Origin of the sequence: Amycolatopsis sp. NPDC051758, from assembly GCF_044453095.1 — a bacterium.
Taxonomy (GTDB): domain Bacteria; phylum Actinomycetota; class Actinomycetes; order Mycobacteriales; family Pseudonocardiaceae; genus Amycolatopsis.
On record NZ_JBITCJ010000002.1, the window covers coordinates 282,353 to 300,504 of the forward strand.

At 70.7% G+C, this 18,152-nt stretch carries 13 protein-coding genes and 1 pseudogene; 2 read left to right on the plus strand and 12 right to left on the minus strand.

Translation table 11 applies throughout. The features are described 5' to 3' along the window. Window positions 1–14: 14 nt before the first annotated feature. The 10 genes and pseudogenes from ACIA5G_RS10570 to ACIA5G_RS10615 form a co-directional block, all read right to left on the minus strand. Entirely contained in the window at window positions 15–3,824 is a 3,810-nt protein-coding gene (locus ACIA5G_RS10570; RefSeq protein WP_395922336.1) for a LamG-like jellyroll fold domain-containing protein, read from the minus strand. A gap of 29 nt (window positions 3,825–3,853) precedes the next feature. Next, window positions 3,854–4,837, minus strand: a complete 984-nt coding sequence (gene yjfF / locus ACIA5G_RS10575; protein WP_395922337.1) for a galactofuranose ABC transporter, permease protein YjfF — start codon at window positions 4,835–4,837, stop codon at window positions 3,854–3,856. Beyond that, window positions 4,834–5,871: an ABC transporter permease gene (locus tag ACIA5G_RS10580; protein ID WP_395922338.1), complete on the minus strand. Its 1,038-nt coding sequence runs from the start codon at window positions 5,869–5,871 to the stop codon at window positions 4,834–4,836. Before ACIA5G_RS10580 ends, yjfF begins: the two co-directional genes overlap by 4 nt. After that, window positions 5,868–7,382: a sugar ABC transporter ATP-binding protein gene (locus ACIA5G_RS10585; protein WP_395922339.1), complete on the minus strand. Its 1,515-nt coding sequence runs from the start codon at window positions 7,380–7,382 to the stop codon at window positions 5,868–5,870. The genes ACIA5G_RS10580 and ACIA5G_RS10585 overlap by 4 nt, the downstream gene beginning before the upstream one ends. A gap of 10 nt (window positions 7,383–7,392) precedes the next feature. Beyond that, complete coding sequence (locus tag ACIA5G_RS10590) at window positions 7,393–8,412, minus strand: ABC transporter substrate-binding protein (protein ID WP_395922340.1); 1,020 nt, start codon at window positions 8,410–8,412, stop codon at window positions 7,393–7,395. Window positions 8,413–8,449: 37 nt separating this feature from the next. Further along, window positions 8,450–9,493: a LacI family DNA-binding transcriptional regulator gene (locus ACIA5G_RS10595; RefSeq protein ID WP_395922341.1), complete on the minus strand. Its 1,044-nt coding sequence runs from the start codon at window positions 9,491–9,493 to the stop codon at window positions 8,450–8,452. A gap of 231 nt (window positions 9,494–9,724) precedes the next feature. Beyond that, window positions 9,725–10,693, minus strand: coding sequence for an endonuclease/exonuclease/phosphatase family protein (locus ACIA5G_RS10600; RefSeq protein WP_395922342.1), 969 nt, complete (start codon window positions 10,691–10,693; stop codon window positions 9,725–9,727). Further along, window positions 10,690–11,613, minus strand: a complete 924-nt coding sequence (locus ACIA5G_RS10605) for a D-alanyl-D-alanine carboxypeptidase family protein (RefSeq protein ID WP_395922343.1) — start codon at window positions 11,611–11,613, stop codon at window positions 10,690–10,692. The genes ACIA5G_RS10600 and ACIA5G_RS10605 overlap by 4 nt, the downstream gene beginning before the upstream one ends. A 193-nt stretch (window positions 11,614–11,806) precedes the next feature. Beyond that, window positions 11,807–12,649: pseudogene (locus tag ACIA5G_RS10610) on the minus strand (family 16 glycosylhydrolase); the annotation flags it as partial. A 179-nt stretch (window positions 12,650–12,828) separates the two neighbouring features. After that, the gene (locus tag ACIA5G_RS10615; protein WP_395922344.1) at window positions 12,829–13,068 is read right to left on the minus strand and encodes a hypothetical protein; all 240 of its coding nucleotides are present in this window, start codon (window positions 13,066–13,068) and stop codon (window positions 12,829–12,831) included. 229 nt (window positions 13,069–13,297) lie between these two features. On the opposite strand from ACIA5G_RS10615, the gene ACIA5G_RS10620 reads away from it, so the two are divergent. After that, window positions 13,298–15,337, plus strand: coding sequence for a phosphocholine-specific phospholipase C (locus tag ACIA5G_RS10620; protein ID WP_395922345.1), 2,040 nt, complete (start codon window positions 13,298–13,300; stop codon window positions 15,335–15,337). A gap of 121 nt (window positions 15,338–15,458) precedes the next feature. Beyond that, window positions 15,459–16,928, plus strand: a complete 1,470-nt coding sequence (locus ACIA5G_RS10625) for a cellulose binding domain-containing protein (RefSeq protein WP_395922346.1) — start codon at window positions 15,459–15,461, stop codon at window positions 16,926–16,928. Window position 16,929: 1 nt separating this feature from the next. Here the strand turns inward: ACIA5G_RS10625 and ACIA5G_RS10630 are convergent, their stop codons facing one another. Further along, window positions 16,930–17,055 carry a hypothetical protein gene (locus ACIA5G_RS10630; RefSeq protein ID WP_395922347.1) on the minus strand — a complete coding sequence of 42 codons (126 nt, stop codon included), beginning with the start codon at window positions 17,053–17,055 and terminating at the stop codon, window positions 16,930–16,932. A gap of 301 nt (window positions 17,056–17,356) precedes the next feature. Next, entirely contained in the window at window positions 17,357–18,151 is a 795-nt protein-coding gene (locus ACIA5G_RS10635; protein WP_395922348.1) for an SDR family NAD(P)-dependent oxidoreductase, read from the minus strand. Window position 18,152: the final 1 nt, after the last annotated feature.

Here is an 18,152-nt window from a genome sequence, read left to right on the forward strand (position 1 = left end):
CTTCCTGGGATGGCTCAACGGCCGGTCATCACGAGAGTCGTCACGGAGTTCGCGGGCAACGTCAGCTTCGACGTCGCCGCCAGCCCGGTGATCTCCCTGGTCTGCGGCACGATCGCGGTCGGCGCGGCGAGGCTGTTGCGGCCCGCCGGGTCGCCGGTGAGCGTGGTGAGCGTCCCGGTGCCGTCGACCGCCGTGACGCCGGTCAGCGCCAGCCGGGCGGTCTGCACCTGCCCGGTCGGGTTGACGAGCTTGACCGTGAACGTCTTCTTCCCCCCCTTGGTGGTCACATTGACCACCTGCCGCAGCGGGCTGCCCTGGTTGAGGCGGCTGGTGACGATCTGCTTGCCGAGCGTGCTGGAGAACATCTGCTGCACCCAGTACGACGGCGAGCCGTAACTGCTCCCGGCGTCGAGGCCGATCAGGTTGACCGGCCAGTTGGACTGGTTTTCGTGCACCAGCACCGGCGCGTACATCGAGCCGATGACGATGTCGCTGTTGCGTTCCAGCCCGGTGAGGAACGCGGCTTCGCCGATCGCGGCGGCCAGGGTGCCGGTGGGCCGGCCGTCCTGGGCGCCGTACTCACCGACGAGGATCTCCGGGCCGCTGCGGTCCGCGGTGTCGTAGCGGGTCGAGTTGTCGGTGAACCACTGCGGCGACTGGTAGTAGTGGTCGTCCGCGGCGTCCGGGCGCACGCCGGTCGGGGTGCTCGACGCGGCCCCGCCCTGCAGGCCGCCGGTCGTCGCGATGACCGTCAGCTGCGGGTACTTCGCCTTGACGGCGTTGTACATGTCGGTGAAGCGCCAGGCGTAGCTACCCGAACTGTCGAACCAGTCCTCGTTGCCGACCTCGACGTAGCGCAGGTCGAACGGCGCCGGGTGCCCGTCGGCGGCCCGCTTCGCGCCCCACGTCGTGGAGGCGTCGCCGATGGCGTACTCGATCTCGTCGAGGGCTTCCTGAACGTACTGCGGGTAGTCGGCCTGGTCGACGTGCTGGCCGTTGAGCGTGTAGCCGGCGAACAGCCCGAGCAGCGGCTGGGCGCCGATGTCCTCGGCGAGCTTCAGGTAGTCGAGGATGCCGAAGCCGTCGGTGGACCAATAACCCCACGCGGTGTTCTGGTGGCCGGGCCGCTGTTCGAGGGGGCCGATGGTGTTCTTCCACGCGAACCGCGTGTCGAGGGTGTTGCCTTCGAGGTAGTTGCCACCGGGGACGCGGAAGAGGCCGAGCTTCATCGCGGCGAGCTTCTGCCCGAGGTCCAGCCGGACGCCGTGGTTCTTGAAGGTCGGCGGGAACAGCGACACCTGCTGGAACCAGGCGTCGCCGGCGAGCGCCTTCTTGCCCTTGTTCACCAGCGACACGACGATCCGGTTGTCGGTGGACGCGGTGATCGTCGACGGTGTGGTGAAGCTGAACGTCTGCTGCGCCCAGCCCGCGCCGACCGGCTGGACGTCCTTGCTCGCCAGCACCGTGCCGTCCGGCTTCTCCAGGCTGACCCGGAGGCCGCCGGTCCACGTGCCCTTGGCGAAGAAGCTGCCGGTGTACTTCGTGGACGGTTTTGCGGCGATGCCGTAGAAACCCACGTTGGCGGCGGCGATCCGGCCGCCGGCCGGGACCGCGTCGGCGTGCAGCTTCAGCGACCGGTCCAAGGCGGTGTTCAGCGGCGTGGCGGTGTCGATCGCGTACGTGCCCGTCGCGCCCGGCGAGGTGAGCAGCGACCAGTACGGGACCGCGGTGTCCCCCGCGCCGCTGTTGCGCTGGTAGGTCTCCTTGAACGTACGGTTGCGGACCAGTTCGGCGTAGAGGCCGCCTTCGACGGAGTGGCTGATGTCCTCGAGGATCGAGCCGTAGGTGGTCGGGCGGGTGTTGGCGCGGACGACGTTGGCGTCGACCGCGAGCTGGTTGGCTCCGGCGAGGGTGCCGACCTGGGCCGCGGTGAGCGGGAAGCGGCGCAGCTCGACCTCGTCGATCGCGCCGGTGAACCCGGTGCCGACGGTGAAGGCCGCCGCGCTGCTGCCGGAGGCCGGGCAGGCCGAGACGTCGAGCGTGGTGCCGGTCGGCGTCCCGCAGGTGCCGGTGACTGCGGCCGCGTCGCCATCGGCGTAGACGGTGAGCCGCTGCGAAGTGCGGTCCAGGACGACGGCCGCGTGGTGCCAGTTGCCGTCGGCGAGCCCGCCGCCATTCGTGGTCACCTGGATCGTGCCGACGCGAGCAGTGAGCTTGCCCCCGGTCACGCCGAGCGCGTAACCGTCGCCGTGATCGACGAGGGTGCCGTCCGACGCGGTGCGGAACCATGCGGCCAGGGACAGCGAGCCGGTGCCGGTGTCGAACGCGGGCGAGGTCCCCATGTCCACAGTGGACTTGCTGTCGAACTGGACGGCCTTGCCCGCCGCGCCGGCGGTCCAGGTGGCGCCGTGAAGCGTGCCGTCGGCCGCGTTGGCCGAAGAGTCGCGCGCGACCGTGCCCGTGCCTTCGTCGAAGTGCCACGACCCGCTCGCGGCGAGTGCGGCGACCGCGGAGCCGGTGAGCGGGGTCGGGTAGGCGCGGACGTCGTCGACTCCCCCGGCGAACCAGTCGGCCGGGCTGCCGGCCCACTTGCCGCGTCCGACGACCAGGTGCCCGCCCGCGATCCACGGCGTGGTGAACAGGACGCTCTGCTGCAGGGTTCCGTTGACGTACAGGGAAAGCGTGCCGGCCGCCCGGTTGTAGACACCGACGACGTGCTGCCACTGGTCGGCCTGGGCGGGCAGGGTGGACACCGCCGAGGACGACGCCGTGTCGCCGTCGGACGCACGACGGGTGAACGCGAACCGGCCGTCGGCGGTGCGCTGGAGGTAGAAGCCGCTGATCGTCGAGCCGTCGACGCTGACCGCGGTCCGGAAGCCGGTGGCCGTTGTCGGCTTCACCCACGCGGACACCGAGAAGCTCTGCGCGGTGTCGACGACCGGGGCCGGGGCCTCGACGGAGGCGTCGGTGCCGTTGAACACGACGCCGTGCGGGCCGACCACACCCTCACCCCAGGTGGCGCCGCCGGTGAGGGTGGCGGTGCGCGCGTCGAGGGAGTCGTCCGCCGCGGTGGTGCCGGTGCCCTCGTCGAGCCGCCAGTGCCCGGCGATGGCCAGGCGGGCGGCGTCGGCCGCGGTCAGCGCGCCGGTGTAGGCGCGGACGTCGTCGATCGTGCCGTCGACGTAGTCCACCGGGTTGCCGCCGTACTTGCCGCGGCCGATCACCAGGTGCCCGGTGCCGGCCCAGCCGGCCGGCGCGGCGACGGTCGCCTGGCGGGTGCCGTCGACGTACAGGGCCAGCGTCGACGCGGCGGCGTCGAACACGCCGGTGAGCTGGTACCACTGGCCGATGACGGGGTCGAAGTTCGCCGAGGCGACCACACCGTCGGCCGGGGCGTCCCCGGCGAGGCGGGTGAAGGCGAACCGGCGCGAGTCGTCGCGGAATTGCAGGAAGAAGTTGCTGACCTGGTTCCCGTCGACGCTCACGAACGTCTGGAAGCCCGAGATCTTGTCGAGCTTGACCCAGCTGCTGACCGAGAAGCTCTTCGTGGTGTCCAGCACGGGCGCACCGGCGTCGGCGAAACCCCCGGCCCCGTCGGTGGTCAGGGCACCGCCGCGGATGCCCGGGCCCCAGCCCGCGCCGCCGTTCAGGGTGGCGGGGTGCGCCCCTGCGCTGTCGGCGGCGGTCGTCCCGCTGCCTTCGTCGAACGTCCAATGCCCGGCCAGCGCCGGGTCGGCCTCGGCCACGGCAGCCGTGACGGGCATGGCGGAGAACAGGGTCAGGGCCGCGAGCACGGCCAGGAGACGCCGGATTCTGCGGAGCATGACTCTCCTTCGAGTGTGAACGCTCACAGTCAGGGGGTTCGGCGGGTGACGAGGCGTTGCAGGACGATGAAGACGAACAGGAGGGCCCCGGTGATGATCGAGGTCCACCAGGAGTTGAGGGTGCCGTCGAAGGTGATCAGCGTCTGGATGATGCCCAGCACCATGATCCCGAGCACGGTGCCCAGCACGTAGCCGGAACCGCCGGTGAGGATGGTGCCGCCGATGACCACCGCGGCGATCGCGGTCAGCTCCAGGCCGACGCCGTTGAGCGGGTCGCCGGAAGACTTGTACAGCACCAGCAGCAGCCCGCCGAGGGCCGAGCAGAAGCCGCTGATCGTGTACACCGCGATCTTCGTGCGGCCGGTCTTGAGGCCCATCAGCATCGCGGACTGTGCGTTGCCGCCGATCGAGTAGACCGTGCGCCCGAACCGGGTGAAGGCCAGCACGTACCCCGCGACGGCGACGACGACCAGGGCGGCCACCACGCTGATCGAGATGTGCAGCTCCCCGCCGAGCGGGATCTGCGTCTGGGCGAGGGTGGCGATCGTCGGGTTGTCGATCGAGTACGCCTCCGTGCTGATCGTGTAGCAGAGGCCGCGGGCGAAGAACATCCCGATCAGCGTCGCGATGAACGGCTGGATCTCGAAGAAGTGGATGAGCGCGCCCATCCCGGCGCCGAGCAGCGCGCCGACCACCAGCACCACCGCGATCGCCGCGTACGCGGGCCAGCCGTGCTTCTGCAGCAGGTCGCCGGAGATCACTGTGGACAGTGCGACCACCGACCCGACGGACAGGTCGATGCCGCCGGTGAGGATCACGAACGTCATCCCGACCGCGACCACGAGCAGGAAGGCGTTGTTGATGAACAGGTCGAGCACGACCTGCCCGGACCCGAACGCCTCGTAGCTCGACGCGCCGAAGATGTACGCGCCGATGAGCAGCGCCATCGTCGCGAGGATCGGGACGTGCCGCTGCTTCGGCCGGTAGCCGCGGACGCGGTCCAGGGTGGTCATGCCGTGACCTCGATCTTCTCCGGAGCGGACGTGGGCGCCGGCTGCCCGGCCTGGGGTGTCCGGCGCCGCCGGAGCTTGCGGCGGAACGCGGGCGACTGCAGCAGGCACACCGCCAGCACGACCACGGCCTTGAACAGCATGATCGCCTCGGGCGGGATGCCGAGGGCGTAGACGGTGGTGGTCAGCGTCTGGATGAGCAGCGCGCCGATCACCGCGCCGCCGAGGGAGAACCGGCCCCCGGTGAGCTGGGTGCCGCCGACGACGACGGCGAGGATCGCGTCGAGCTCGATGAACAGCCCGGCGTGGTTGGCGTCGGCGCTGTGCACGTTCGCGCTGATCATCAGCCCGGCGATGCCCGCGCACAGCGCGCAGAAGACGTACACCAGCCAGGTGAGCCGCGCCGACCGCAGCCCGGCCAGCCGGCTGGCTTCGGGGTTGCCGCCGACCGCCTCGACCAGCATGCCCAGCGCGGACCGGCGCACCAGCACCGACGCCAGCACGAACACCGCCAGCGCGATGAGGATCGCGCTGGGCAGGGTGAACAGGAACCCGCTGCCGATCCATTCGAAGGAGCCGGAGTTGACGGTGATGATCTGGCCGCCGGAGATCAGCTGCGCGATCCCCCGCCCGGCGACCATCAGGATCAGCGTGGCGATGATCGGCTGGATGCCCAGTGCGGCGACGAGCCAGCCGTTCCACGCCCCCAGCAGCAGCGAAAGGCCGAGTGCCAGGCCGAACGCGACCAGTGTGGCGCCGGCGCCGTCGGGGTGGTCGCTGACCCAGAGGCAGGCGAGCGCGCCGCTGATCGCCACGACCGAGCCGACCGAGAGGTCGATGCCGCGGGTGGCGATCACGAGCGTCATGCCGATCGCGATGAGGATCAGCGGGGCGCCGTTCTTGAGGATGTCGACGAGGTTCCCGTAGAGGTGACCGTCGCGCATCTCGATCGAGAAGAACGCGGGGCTCGCGATCAGGTCGCCCAGCAGCAGCGCGAGCAGCGCCACGACGGGCCAGAACAACCGGTGCTTGGTCATGAGACGGCTCCCTCGGCCATCGTGGCCATGATGTCGTCGGCGGTGAGGGCCTGGTTCGCCAGCTGGGCCACCACTTTCCGGTCGCGCAGCACGACGACGCGGTGGCTCAGCCGCAGGACCTCGTCCAGCTCGGCGGAGATGTACACGACGGCCATGCCGTCGGCCGAGAGCTGGGTGACCAGCCGCTGGATCTCGGTCTTGGCGCCGATGTCGATGCCGCGGGTCGGCTCGTCGAGGATGAGCAGCCGCGGTTCGGTGATGAGCCAGCGGGCGAGCAGCACCTTCTGCTGGTTGCCGCCGGACAGGTTGCCGACGAGCGCCTCGGGATCGGTGGGGCGGATGTCGAGCGTCTTGATGTACTTCCCCGCGATCTCGTCCTGGCGCCGCCGGGACAGCGGGCGGGCCCAGCCCCGGGAGGCTTGGAGCGCGAGGACGATGTTCTCGCGGACGGTGAGTTCCTCGACCAGGCCTTCGGTCTTGCGGTTCTCCGAGCAGAACGCGATCCGGTGGTCGAGGCCGGCGCGCGGGGTGCGCAGGTTCGTGGCCGCCCCGTCGACGCGGACGGATCCGCTGTCGGCGTGGTCGGCCCCGAACAGCAGCCGGGCCAGCTCGGTACGCCCGGAGCCGAGCAGGCCGGCCAGGCCGACCACCTCGCCCGCGTGGATGTCCAGGGTGAACGGCTCGACGCCGCCCTTGCGGCCGAGGTCTTCGGCCGCCAGCAGCACCGGCGCGTCCGCGACCTCGGCCCGGGTGGGACCGGAGTCCTCCAGCGTTTCGAGGACGCGCAGCTCCTTGCCGATCATCTTGGTGACCAGCTCGACCGGCGTGATGTCGGCCGTGCGGTATTCGCCGATGAGTTTTCCGTTGCGCAGCACGGTCATCCGGTCGGCGATCGCGAAGACCTGGTCGATGAAGTGGGAGACGAACAGGATGGCCAGGCCCTCGTCCCGCAGCGACCGGACGACCCGCAGCAGCTGCTCGACCTCGCCGGCGTCCAAACTGGACGTCGGCTCGTCGAGCACCAGGACCCGCGCGTCGACGTCGAGCGCGCGGGCGATCGCGACCAGTTGCTGCACCGCGATCGAGCAGGTGCTCAGCTCGGCCGAGACGTCCACGTGGACGTCCAGCCGGGCGAGCAGCTCCTCGGCCCGCCGCCGCATCGGGCCCCACTGGATGCGGCCGAAGCGGCGCGGTTCCCGGCCGAGGCAGACGTTCTCCGCGACCGAGAGGTTCGGGCAGAGGTTGACCTCCTGGTAGACCGTGCTGACGCCGGCCTGCTGCGCCTCGCCGGGACCGCCGAAGGCGACGGCGGTCCCGGCCAGGGTGATCGTGCCCGCGTCCACCCCGTGCACGCCGGTGAGCACCTTGATCAGCGTGGACTTGCCGGCGCCGTTCTCGCCCATCAGCGCGTGGACCTCGCCCGGGAACAGGCGGAAGTCGACGCCGTCGAGGGCGAGGACGCCGGGGAACTCCTTGCGGATCCCGGACATGGTGAGGATTTCGGCGGGCATGCGGGACCCCTCAGTACTGGCGCTGCGGCAGGGCGGCCTTCGCCGACGCCTGGTCGAACTCGGTCTCCTGGGTCTCGATGCGCTCGGGCACCGACTCGCCGGCGGCGACCTTCTTCACCAGGTCCATCAGCTGCGGGCCGAGCAGCGGGTTGCACTCGACGACGTGGTTGATCTTGCCGTCGGCCAGCGCCTGCAGCGCGTCCTTGACCCCGTCGACCGAGACGATCTTGATGTCCTTGCCCGGCACCTTGCCCGCGGCCTGGATCGCTTCGATGGCGCCGAGGGCCATGTCGTCGTTGTGGGCGTAGAGGACGTCGATCTTGGGCTGGGACTTCAGGAAGGCCTCCATGACCTCCTTGCCCTTGGCGCGGGTGAACTCACCGGTCTGCGAGGCGACGATCTTGTACTTCGGGTCCGCCGCGATGACGTCCGCGAAGCCCTTCTTGCGGTCGTTCGCCGGGGCCGAACCCGTGGTGCCCTGCAGCTCCACGATGTTCACCTGGCCGGTGGCGCTGCCGAACTCCTTGGTCAGCCACTCGCCCGCCTTCTTGCCTTCGGCGATGAAGTCCGAGCCGAGGAAGGTCTTGTAGAGCGACTTGTCCGGCGAGTCGATCGCCCGGTCGGTGAGGATGACCGGGATGTTGGCGGTCTTGGCCTCCTTGAGCACCGTCTCCCAGCCGGACTCGACGACCGGCGAGAAGGCGATGACCTTGACCTTCTGCTGGATGTAGGAGCGGATGGCCGAGATCTGGTTCTCCTGCTTCTGCTGCGCGTCGGAGAACTTCAGCTCGATGCCGGCGGTCTTCGCCGACTCCTGGATCGACTTCGTGTTCGCGGTGCGCCACCCGCTCTCGGCGCCCACCTGGGCGAAGCCGAGCGTGATCGCCCCGCCGGTGGCACCCGAGCCACTCCCGCCACCGCAGGCGGTGAGCAGGACGAGTCCGGCCGCCGCGGCCGCCGCTGCGGCCCATCGCTTCTTCAGCACGTTCACTCCTCGATCGACGGTGATCAATTCTGTTAGCGTTAACATTCGGAGGTGGTCTTCCGGCTCCGGGCAGGCGACCGCGCTAGCGCGGCCCGGTGCTCTCGCGGACGATCAGCTCGGGCACGACCAGGGCCCGCGCGTGCCGGTCGCCCCCGTCCATCCGCTCGGTCAGCAGGCCGAACGTGCGCCGGCCGACCTCGATGAAGTCCTGGCGCACCGTGGTCAGCGGCGGGGTGAAGTACGCCGCCTCGGGCACGTCGTCGAAGCCGGCGACCCGCACGTCCCGCGGCACCGAGATGCCCGCCTCGGCGAACGCGCGGAGCAGGCCCAGCGACATCTGGTCGTTGCCGGCGAAGACGGCGTCCAGATCGCGTTCCTTGGCGAGGGATCGCCCCGCCTCGTAGCCGGAGCGCGAGCTCCAGTCGCCGCGGACCACCCGCGGCGCCGGAACACCGTGGCGTTCCAGGGTTTCCCGCCAGCCGAGCTCGCGGTCGCGGGCCTCCAGCCAGTCCTCCGGACCGGCGACGTGCCACACCATGCGGTGGCCCAGCGCCAGGAGGTGTTCGGTGGCCCGGCGGGCGCCGTCGCGCTGGTCGACGGAGATCACCGGCACCGGCGCGGTTTCGCCGCCGCCGACCGCGACGACCGGGAAGTCCGCGGGCGCGGCCTCGAGCGCCCGGCCCGCGGTGACGTGCGGCGCGATGACGATGATGCCTTCGACCGCCTGGCGGCGGAGGTTCTCCACCGCGTCGGCGATCGACGACCGGCCCGGCCGGCTGACGCTGGAGATCGTGATCGCGTACCCGGCTTCGCGGGCGGCGTTCTCGATGCCGTAGAGCGTGCTGGCCGGACCGTACAAGTTGGACTCGAGCGCGACGACACCGAGCGTGCCGGTCCGCCCGGTGACCAGCGCGCGAGCCGCGGAGTTGGGGCGGTAGCCCAGTTCTTCGATCGCGGCGAGCACCCGGGCCCGGGTCTCGGGGCGCACCGGGCCGGTCCCGTTGATCACCCGGGACACGGTCATGTGGGACACGCCCGCCACTCCCGCGACGTCGGTCAGGCTCGGCTGCCGCGTGCCTGCCGCGGTCACCTTGACGGGACCGCCGGTGCGGGGTCGTTCGGCCACCGGCATCCCCTTCCGTCCGCTCCGACGTGGTCCCCGTCACCCGTTCCGGTGACGGCGAGGAGTAGTGTTAGCGATAACACCCACGCGGTCAACCCGGCTCGCGTAACGGTCTCGTCACGTGGGCCGAGCGGTCCGCCGCCGGCGGGGTTCGTCGCCCGACCTGCGGGAAGGGTCGTGGGAAATTCACCGGCCCCCGGGCAGCCCGGTGTTCAAGGGCATGTTCCCGCCGCGTCAGAGCGTCAAGGAGGCCGCGACGGGCAGGTGGTCGCTGCCGGTCGCGGGCAACGTCCACGCCGCCACCGGGCGCACCCCGCTCACGAAGATCTGGTCGATCCGCGCCATCGGCAGTGCTGCCGGCCAGCTGAAGCCGAAGCCGTCGCCGGCTTCGTCCTGGGCCGCCTGCAGCCGGCCGGTGATCGGCGCGAGCGCGCGGTCGTCGGTGGTGCCGTTGAAATCGCCGACCAGTACCGTGCGCGGCGCGGATTCCGCTTTGACGGCGTCGGCGAGCAGGCCGATCGCGTCGTCACGGCCGTTCGCGGTGAACCCGGAGTCGAGCCGCACCCGCACCGACGGCAGGTGGGCCACGAAGACCGCCACCGGCCCCTTCGGAGTGTCCACTGTGGTCCGCAGCGCGCGGGTCCACGGCATGATCGCCACCGGCTGCGTGTCCCCGAGCGGGAAGGTGCTCCAGATGCCGACGGTGCCCTGCACGGAGTGGTGCGGGTAGCCCGCCGCGAGCGCCTCCTCGTACTTCGGGATCTCGGACTTCTTCAGCTCTTCCAGCGCGATCACCTGCGCACCGGAGGCGGCCAGCGCGCGTGCGGTGCCGAGCGGGTCGCGGTTCTCGTCGTTGACGTTGTGCGAAACGATCGTGAGGTCGCCGCCGGTCCCCCGCTTGTCGAACACCCGGCCGCCGAACGACACACCCCAGACGAGGGCGGGCAGCAGGAGAGCCACCAGCGCGAGCGCCGAGCGCCGGACCAGCGCCGCCACCAGCAGCGGCACGACGAGCAGGCCGATCCACGGCAGGACGGTCTCCAGCAGGCTGCCGGCGTTGCCCACCCAGTTGGGCACCAGCGGGTGCGCGAGCAGCAGCAACGCCGTCAGCACGGCAAGAACGGCGATCACGCGGCCGCGGCGCCAGATTCCGGTGCGGTGGTCCGGTTTCGGCAGGGTCATCGGTTCGGTGATCGCGGTCATCGGGTTGCCGCCGGCAGTTCCCGCTGGATCGCGGTGATGAGCTTCTCGCTGTTGTCCAGCGCGGCCCGCAACCCGGCGGCCGGGCTCCCGCCCGGGCTCTGGTGCAGCACCACACCGAGGATCAGCGCACCACCCCGCGCCTGCGCCGCCCACATCAGGGCACCCCCGGCCGCGGTCGACGACCCGGTCTTGAGCCCGATCACGCCGTTGCGGCCCAGCAGCGTGTTCGTGTTGACGACGGCACCCGGCACCCCGTCGACACGCAGGCTCGCGGTGCCGACGATCGAGCGGATCACGCCGTTCTTCATCACCTCGCGGGCCAGCCGCAGCTGGTCGGCGGCGGTGCTGGTAGTCGAGTCCTCGACGCCGCTCGCGCCGGTGTAGGTGGTGCTGGTCATGCCGAGCGCGGCGGCCTCGCGGTTCATCTTCGCGACGAAGGCGTCCTGGCTCCCGGCGTCCCAGCGGGCGAGCAGGCGGGCGACGTTGTTGCCGGACGGGACGAGCATCAGGGCCAGCAGGTCCCGTTCGCTGATCCGGCGTCCCGCACGCACCGGCGCGGTCGACTCTTCGGACGACGTCGACTCGGCTTCGGCCTGGTCGTCGACGGTGATCTCGGGACCGGCTTCCCCGTCGGCGAGCGGGTGGTCCTTCAGCACGACGTAGGCGGTCATGACCTTGGTGACGCTGGCGATCGGCACCGGCTGCTGCTCACCCCGGCTGCCGAGCGAGCCGAGGCCCTGGACCTCGGCGCTGGCCTGGCCCCCGGCGGGCCACGGCAGCGGCAGGTCGACGTCCGGCCGGGCGGCACTCGCCCGCCCGGCGACCTCGGGCGGGAAGACGACCCAGCAGGCCGCGGCGAGCGCCACCGCCACGGCGGCGGCCAGCCCGCCGGCCAGCGGTGGGATGCGGGTACGGGCCATGGGTCTCCTCCGGGTGCCGGGGTGCGCTGGTCGAGCGCACACCGGTCACTCTGTCCGGGGAAGATCGCCGGTCCGTCGGGGTTGTTCGACAGGTCTGAACCAGAAGTGTCGCGGTTCTGTACCAAAAGGCGCCGGAAGGCCTCCCGCCGTGCCGCGCGCACGACGGGAGGCCTTGCCCCGCGCCGCGGGGTCAGCTCACGTGGACGTAGTCCACGACGAGCTGCTGCGGGAACTGGGTGCTGCCGTCGGGGTCGCCGGGCCAGTAGCCGCCGACCGCGAGGTTCAAGATCACGAAGAAGTCGTGGTTGAACACCCACTGGTTGCCGCCGACGTCGGCGGGGGTGCGGGTCTGGTAGGCGTTGCCGTCGACCGACCAGACGATCTTGTCCTGCGACCAGTCGATCGCGTAGGTGTGGAAGTCGTCGGAGAAGTTCGGGCCGTTGTAGGCCGCGCCGATGCCGCCGGAACCCGAGTAGCCCGGGCCGTGGATGGTGCCGTGCACCGTGTTCGGCTCGAAGCCGACGTTCTCCATGATGTCGATCTCGCCGCACTGCGGCCAGCCGACGTTGCCGATGTCCGAGCCCAGCATCCAGAACGCGGGCCACATGCCCTGCCCGCGGGGCAGCTTCATCCGGGCCTCGATGTGCCCGGCGGACGCGGTGAACTTGCCGGAGGTGTTGAGCCGCGCCGAGGTGTATTCGCAGGCGCCGTACCAGCAGTTGTTGCCGCTGTTCTCCTTCTTCGCGGTGATCACGAGGTGGCCCTGGCCGTCGAGCGCCGCGTTGGCGGTGCCGTCGGTGTACCACTGGCGCTCGTGGTTGTTCACGTTGTCGCCGGTCTCGTGGACCCACTTCCCGCCGTCGACACCGGCGCCGGCCGGGCCGTCGAAGTCGTCGGTGAAGCTCGCGAGGGGTGCGGCCGGCGCGGCCTGGCTCTGCGGGGCGGCCACGACGGCGCCGAGCACGAGCAGGGCGGCGGGCGCGGCCAGCAGCCGGGCCGTCCGCCACCCTCGGGCGGAGTTCCAGGTCGACATCATTGTCGCCTCTTCCGTTCCGCGGGCGACGGCTGGCGGCTCACCGGCACCCTATTTGTTGTGGATGGCAACAAAGTATGAACGGGCAGGTGGCGAAGAACAAGACTATCCGGTCGGACATTTTCCGACGAGTACCCGATGGTCCGGACCACCGGGTACTTTCGGGCAACTCGGGCCGCGGTTCAGCGCTGGATGCAGTCGAGGCCCAGGCCGAGCGCGGTCGAGACGTACTGGCAGATGTGCGACGAGTGGGCCGCGTCGGTCTCGGTGCACCCCAGCGGCACTCCGAGCAGGTCGACCGAGCAGTAGGCGTAGAACTGGTTCGGACTGCCGGGCACCGGGTCCGCCGACGCGGGGGTCGCGGTGGCGACGGCCGAGGCGAGAGCGAGGGCGGCCGCGAGTGCGGCGATGCGGGTCTTCATGGTGCTCCCCTTCCGGAATCCCCTGTGTGCCAGGGGTTTGTGCTGGGAGGAGTTCCCCGCCCGGCGCCCGTTCAGCTCCGCGTCACCGGAAAGTGTCACAACGCGGGACCGGCAGTCTAACAGAACGTGAACATCTTCTGCTCGATTACGTCCGAAGGTCGGTGTTTTTGAGCAGCTTCAGCCATTTAGGCTGTGGATTGCCCGCCGAGGTCCCCTGGAGGCTCCCGTGATGGCCGACCCGAACCGACTCACCCGCCGCAGCTTCCTCGGCGGGGTCGCCGCCGCCGGCGCCCTCGGCGCCCTGCCGCCGGGGATGGCCGAAGCCCTCGCCGAACCGCGGGTGAGCGGCAGCCTGTCCGACGTCGAACACGTGGTCGTCCTCATGCAGGAGAACCGGTCGTTCGACCACTACTACGGCACCATGAAGGGTGTCCGCGGCTTCGGCGACCGGTCGGCGATCGTGCTCCCGAACGGCCAGGACGTCTTCCACCAGCCCGATTCCGGCCGCTCCGACGGGAAGTACCTGCTGCCGTTCCGCGTGGACACCACCAAAGTGGACGGTCAGGACCTCGGCGACCTCGGCCACGGCTGGGCCGACCAGCACCAGGCGATCGCCGGCGGCGCGAACAACGCGTGGGTCGCCGCCAAGGGCGAGATGACCATGGGCTACTTCGGGCCGGGCGACATCCCGTTCCACCACGCGCTGGCCGGCGCGTTCACCCTGTGCGACCACTACTTCTGTTCCGTGCAGGGCCCGACCACCCCCAACCGGCTCTACCTGTTCACCGGCACGATCGACGCCGCGGGCCGGGCGGGCGGCCCGGCGAACTACAACCCGGCCGACTACCAGCCGGTCTTCAGCTGGACGACCTACCCGGAACGCCTGCAGCAGCACGGCGTTTCGTGGAAGGTCTACGCCAACAAGGAGGTCGGTGACGCGAGCGGCTCCTTCGTCGGCGACTACGGCGACAACCCGCTCTGGTTGTTCAAGGCCTACCACCAGGACTACACGAGCGAACTGTCCAGGCGGGCCAGTGTGTTCAAGACCTGGGGCCCGGATTCGGGCCGGGGCAAGGACGTCGGCCACGTTCTCGCCGAGTTCACCGCCGACTGCGCGAGCGGGGCACTCCCCCGCGTGTCCTGGATCGTCGCGCCGTACGGCTACTGCGAGCACCCGGAAGCCCGCCCGGTCGACGGCGCCGCGTACACCCAGACCGTGCTGAACGCCTTGTGGGCCAACCCGAAGCTCTGGGAGTCCACCGTGGTCCTGATCAACTACGACGAGAACGACGGCTTCTTCGACCACGTCGTGCCGCCGATCGCGCCGTCCGGCACCACCGGCGAGTACATCGGCGGGAAGCCGATCGGGCTCGGCGCGCGGGTGCCGATGACGGTGATCTCGCCGTGGAGCCGCGGCGGCTGGGTCAGCTCCGAGGTCACCGACCACACCTCGGTGATCCGGTTCCTGGAGCGCTGGACCGGCGTCGCCGAACCGAACATCAGCGCGTGGCGCCGCGCGATCTGCGGTGACCTGATGAGCTGCTTCGACTTCGGCACGCAAAACCTCCAGATCCCGGTGCTGCCCGACACCGCGGCCCTGCGCAAGCAGGCCGACGACACGCAGCGGAAACTGCCGAAGCCCGCACCACCGGCGACCGGGAAGCAGCAGGCGCCGGTGCAGGAGGCCGGAACCCGCCCCGCCCGGCCGCTGCCCTACCGGCCGCTGGTGACGACCTCGCTGAGCGCGGACCACCAGATCCTGACCACGACGTTCGCCAACCAGGGCACCGCGGCCGTGCAGCTGATGGCCTACCCCAACGACGGCCAGACCGACGGCCCGTGGCCCTACGACGTCGCTCCCGGGGCGCAGGTCAGCGACACCTGGCGGGTCCAGCTCTACGGCGGCGGCAAGTACGGCGTCGCGGTGCACGGGCCCAACCGGTTCCGCTGGGTCTTCGCCGGGGACGCGAACAGCGCCGGCGCGGGTGTCGACGTCACGGCCGGTTACACCACCGAGAACAAGCTGCGGCTGACGATGCGCAACGGCGGCTCGACCGCCGTGAAGCTCACGGTGACCGCGAACCACTACCGCACCGACGGGCCGTGGACGTACGCGCTGGCCGCCGGTCAGACGCTCACCGACGACTGGAACCCCGTCACCTACGGCTCCGGCTGGTACGACCTGTCGGCGACGCTCGACGCGGACCCGAAGTTCCTGCGCCGGTTCAGCGGCCACGTCGAGACGGGCGCGCCGAGCGTCACCGGCTGAGTTGTTCACGTATCTGACGCGCGTTCAGCGAGTTGACGCACGTCACATGGGTGACCTATAAAGGGACGGTCCGGGTGTACGCCGCAACACCTCCGCTGTCCGCTTCTCCCGGAGGCTCCTGGTGTCCCTGCGAAGTCCGCTCAGCCGTGCCGTTTTCCTGGGTACCGTCACGATTTCCGCCACGGCCGTCGCCGTCGCGCTGACCGGCGCGGTGACCGCGCAGGCCGCGGCGGCGAACCTGTCCGCCACCTTCGCGCAGACCTCGGTCTGGAACGGGGGTTACGGCGCCGGGTACACCATCACCAACCGCGGCGACGCCACCGCGACCGGGTGGACCGTCGAGTTCGACCTGCCCGCCGGGACGTCGGTGAGCAGCTCGTGGAGCTCGGTGAAGACCCAGGCCGGGCAGCACTACAAGTTCACCAACGCCGGGTTCAACGGCGCGGTCGAGCCGGGTGCCACCGCGGACTTCGGTTTCAACGTCGCGGGCTCAGGACTGCCCGGAAGCTGCACGATCAACGGCGTGCCGTGCGCGGGCGGCGGCCCCGTCACGACCACCCCGGCACCCACCACCACCACGCCCCCACCGACCACGACGACCACTCCCCCGCCGGCCGGCGACACCGTGAACGTCTCGACCGCCGCCCAGCTGCAGGCCGCCCTGGCCGGCGCGGCCCCGGGCCAGGCGATCAAGCTGGCCGCCGGCACCTACCGCGGTTCGTTCGTCACGACGAAGGCGGGCACGGCGGCGAAGCCGATCACCTTGTCCGGCCCGGCGAACGCCATCTTGATCAACGACGGCCCGTCGGGCGACGCGCCGGACTGCCCGGCGCCGACCGCGGGCTGGGACTCGGGTTACGGCCTCTGGCTGTCGGGCGCGCCGTACTGGAACCTCACCGGCTTCACGGTCCAGGAGTCCAAGAAGGGCATCGTCGTCGACAACTCGCCACACACGACGATCGACGGGGTGAACGTCAACCACGTCGACGAGGAGGCGGTCCACTTCCGCCGCTCGTCGGCCGACAGCGTGCTGAAGAACTCGACGATCACCTACACCGGCCTGGTGCAGCCCGGGTACGGCGAAGGCGTCTACCTCGGCTCGGCCAACTCGAACTGGGCCTGCCACGGCAACTCCGGCGGCGTGGACCGCGGCGACCGGATCCAGGTGCTGGACAACCACATCGGCCCGTTCATCGCGGCGGAAGCGATCGACGTCAAGGAAGGCACCTTCACCGGCGTGATCCGCGGCAACACCTTCGACGGCCGCGGCATCTCCGGCGAGAACTCGGCCGACTCCTGGATCGACGTCAAGGGCATCGGCTACACGATCGAGAACAACACGGGCACGTTCTCCGCACCCGGCACGTTCGCCAACGGCTACGAGAACCACAACACGAGCACCAGCCCGTCGTTCGACAACGGCTGCGGCAACGTGTGGCGCAACAACAAGTCCGACCTGGGCGGCGTCGGCGGCTACGCGATCAAGATCAGCTCGGTGTCGAAGTGCTCGGCCGACCCGAACGTGGTGTACGCGTCCAACACGGTCACGAACGCCAGGTCCGGGCTGACGAACATCCCGGTCACGCCGTAGCTCACAGGTGCATGGCCAGCCAGAGGGCCACCCACGCGGCGGCGGCGAGCACCGCGCCCGCTGCCGCCGCGAGGAGGACCCGGCGCAGGCCGCGGGCGGGTTTCGCCGGTGTCTCGATGTGGTCCATGAAATCGATCATGAACCACGAACGCGGATCCCGACACCCGGCGCGCCCGTCCGGGCGACCCCTGGGCGGGGTACCCCGGCGACGCACGTCACTCCCGGCCGCGGAACACCGGGCGGCCCGGCGCGTTGTACGGAGTGTCGGTACGGCGGTGCCCCCGGGCCTCACCCCTTGCCTTCACGGAATACCGGTCACGCTGGAGCCGTGTTGTGCCTTCCGCCGCGAGGCGGCCCCCCGTACCGGCCCCGAACTCCCGTTCCCGCCAGAGGTTCCCCCGTGCTTCCGGGCGGGAGCGGGACCCGGCTCAGGGCAGGATCGAGTCGACGTACCCGCCGTCTACGCGCACGGCCGCGCCGGTGGTCGCCGAGGCGAACGGCGAACTGAGGTACACCACCAGGTTCGCGATCTCCTCAGGCTCGATCAGCCGCTGCAGCAGCGACTGCGGCCGGTGCTTCTTCATGAACTCGCGCTGCGCCTCGTCCCACGGCAGGTCCTTGTCCACCAGCTCGTAGACGAAGTCCTCGACACCGCCGGTGTGCGTCGGGCCGGCGATGACGGCGTTGACGGTGACCCCGGTCCCGGCCGCGTGCTTGGCGAACCCGCGGGACACCCCGAGCAGCGCCGTCTTCGACACTCCATAGTGGATCATCTCGGCCGGGATAACGACCGCGGAGTCGCTGGCGATGTACTGGATCCGGCCCCAGCCGCGCTCGGTCATCCCGGGCAGGTACGCGCGGGTGAGCCGCACCGCCGCCAGGACGTTGACCTCGAAGTAGCGCCGCCAGTCGGCGTCGGTGATCTCGAGGGGTTCCTGGGCGCCGAAGATGCCGAGGTTGTTGACCAGGATGTCGGCGTCCGGCACCGCCTCGACGACCTGCGCCGCGCCGGCCTCCTCCGAGACGTCGCCGGGTGCGGGCACCAGGTCCGCGTCCGGCAGGTCCTCGCGCAGCCGCGCGATGGCCTTCAGGACCCCGGTCTCGCCGCGGCCGTTGATCGCGACCCGCGCGCCCGCGGCCGCGAGACCCGCGGCGATCGCCGAGCCGATGCCCTGGGTGGACCCGGTGACCAGCGCCGTCTTCCCGCTCAGGTCGACCCGCATC

Excerpts from the sequence above, each read along its gene's own strand:
- ACIA5G_RS10635 (WP_395922348.1), bottom strand. The coding sequence starts at position 18,151 with ATGCGGGTCGACCTGAGCGGGAAGACGGCGCTGGTCACCGGGTCCACC.
- ACIA5G_RS10570 (WP_395922336.1), bottom strand. The coding sequence starts at position 3,824 with ATGCTCCGCAGAATCCGGCGTCTCCTGGCCGTGCTCGCGGCCCTGACC.
- ACIA5G_RS10630 (WP_395922347.1), bottom strand. The coding sequence starts at position 17,055 with ATGGACCACATCGAGACACCGGCGAAACCCGCCCGCGGCCTGCGCCGG.
- ACIA5G_RS10585 (WP_395922339.1), bottom strand. The coding sequence starts at position 7,382 with ATGCCCGCCGAAATCCTCACCATGTCCGGGATCCGCAAGGAGTTCCCC.
- ACIA5G_RS10615 (WP_395922344.1), bottom strand. The coding sequence starts at position 13,068 with ATGAAGACCCGCATCGCCGCACTCGCGGCCGCCCTCGCTCTCGCCTCG.
- ACIA5G_RS10580 (WP_395922338.1), bottom strand. The coding sequence starts at position 5,871 with ATGACCAAGCACCGGTTGTTCTGGCCCGTCGTGGCGCTGCTCGCGCTG.
- ACIA5G_RS10605 (WP_395922343.1), bottom strand. The coding sequence starts at position 11,613 with ATGGCCCGTACCCGCATCCCACCGCTGGCCGGCGGGCTGGCCGCCGCC.
- ACIA5G_RS10620 (WP_395922345.1), top strand. The coding sequence starts at position 13,298 with ATGGCCGACCCGAACCGACTCACCCGCCGCAGCTTCCTCGGCGGGGTC.
- yjfF (WP_395922337.1), bottom strand. The coding sequence starts at position 4,837 with ATGACCACCCTGGACCGCGTCCGCGGCTACCGGCCGAAGCAGCGGCAC.
- ACIA5G_RS10600 (WP_395922342.1), bottom strand. The coding sequence starts at position 10,693 with ATGACCGCGATCACCGAACCGATGACCCTGCCGAAACCGGACCACCGC.
- ACIA5G_RS10590 (WP_395922340.1), bottom strand. The coding sequence starts at position 8,412 with ATGTTAACGCTAACAGAATTGATCACCGTCGATCGAGGAGTGAACGTG.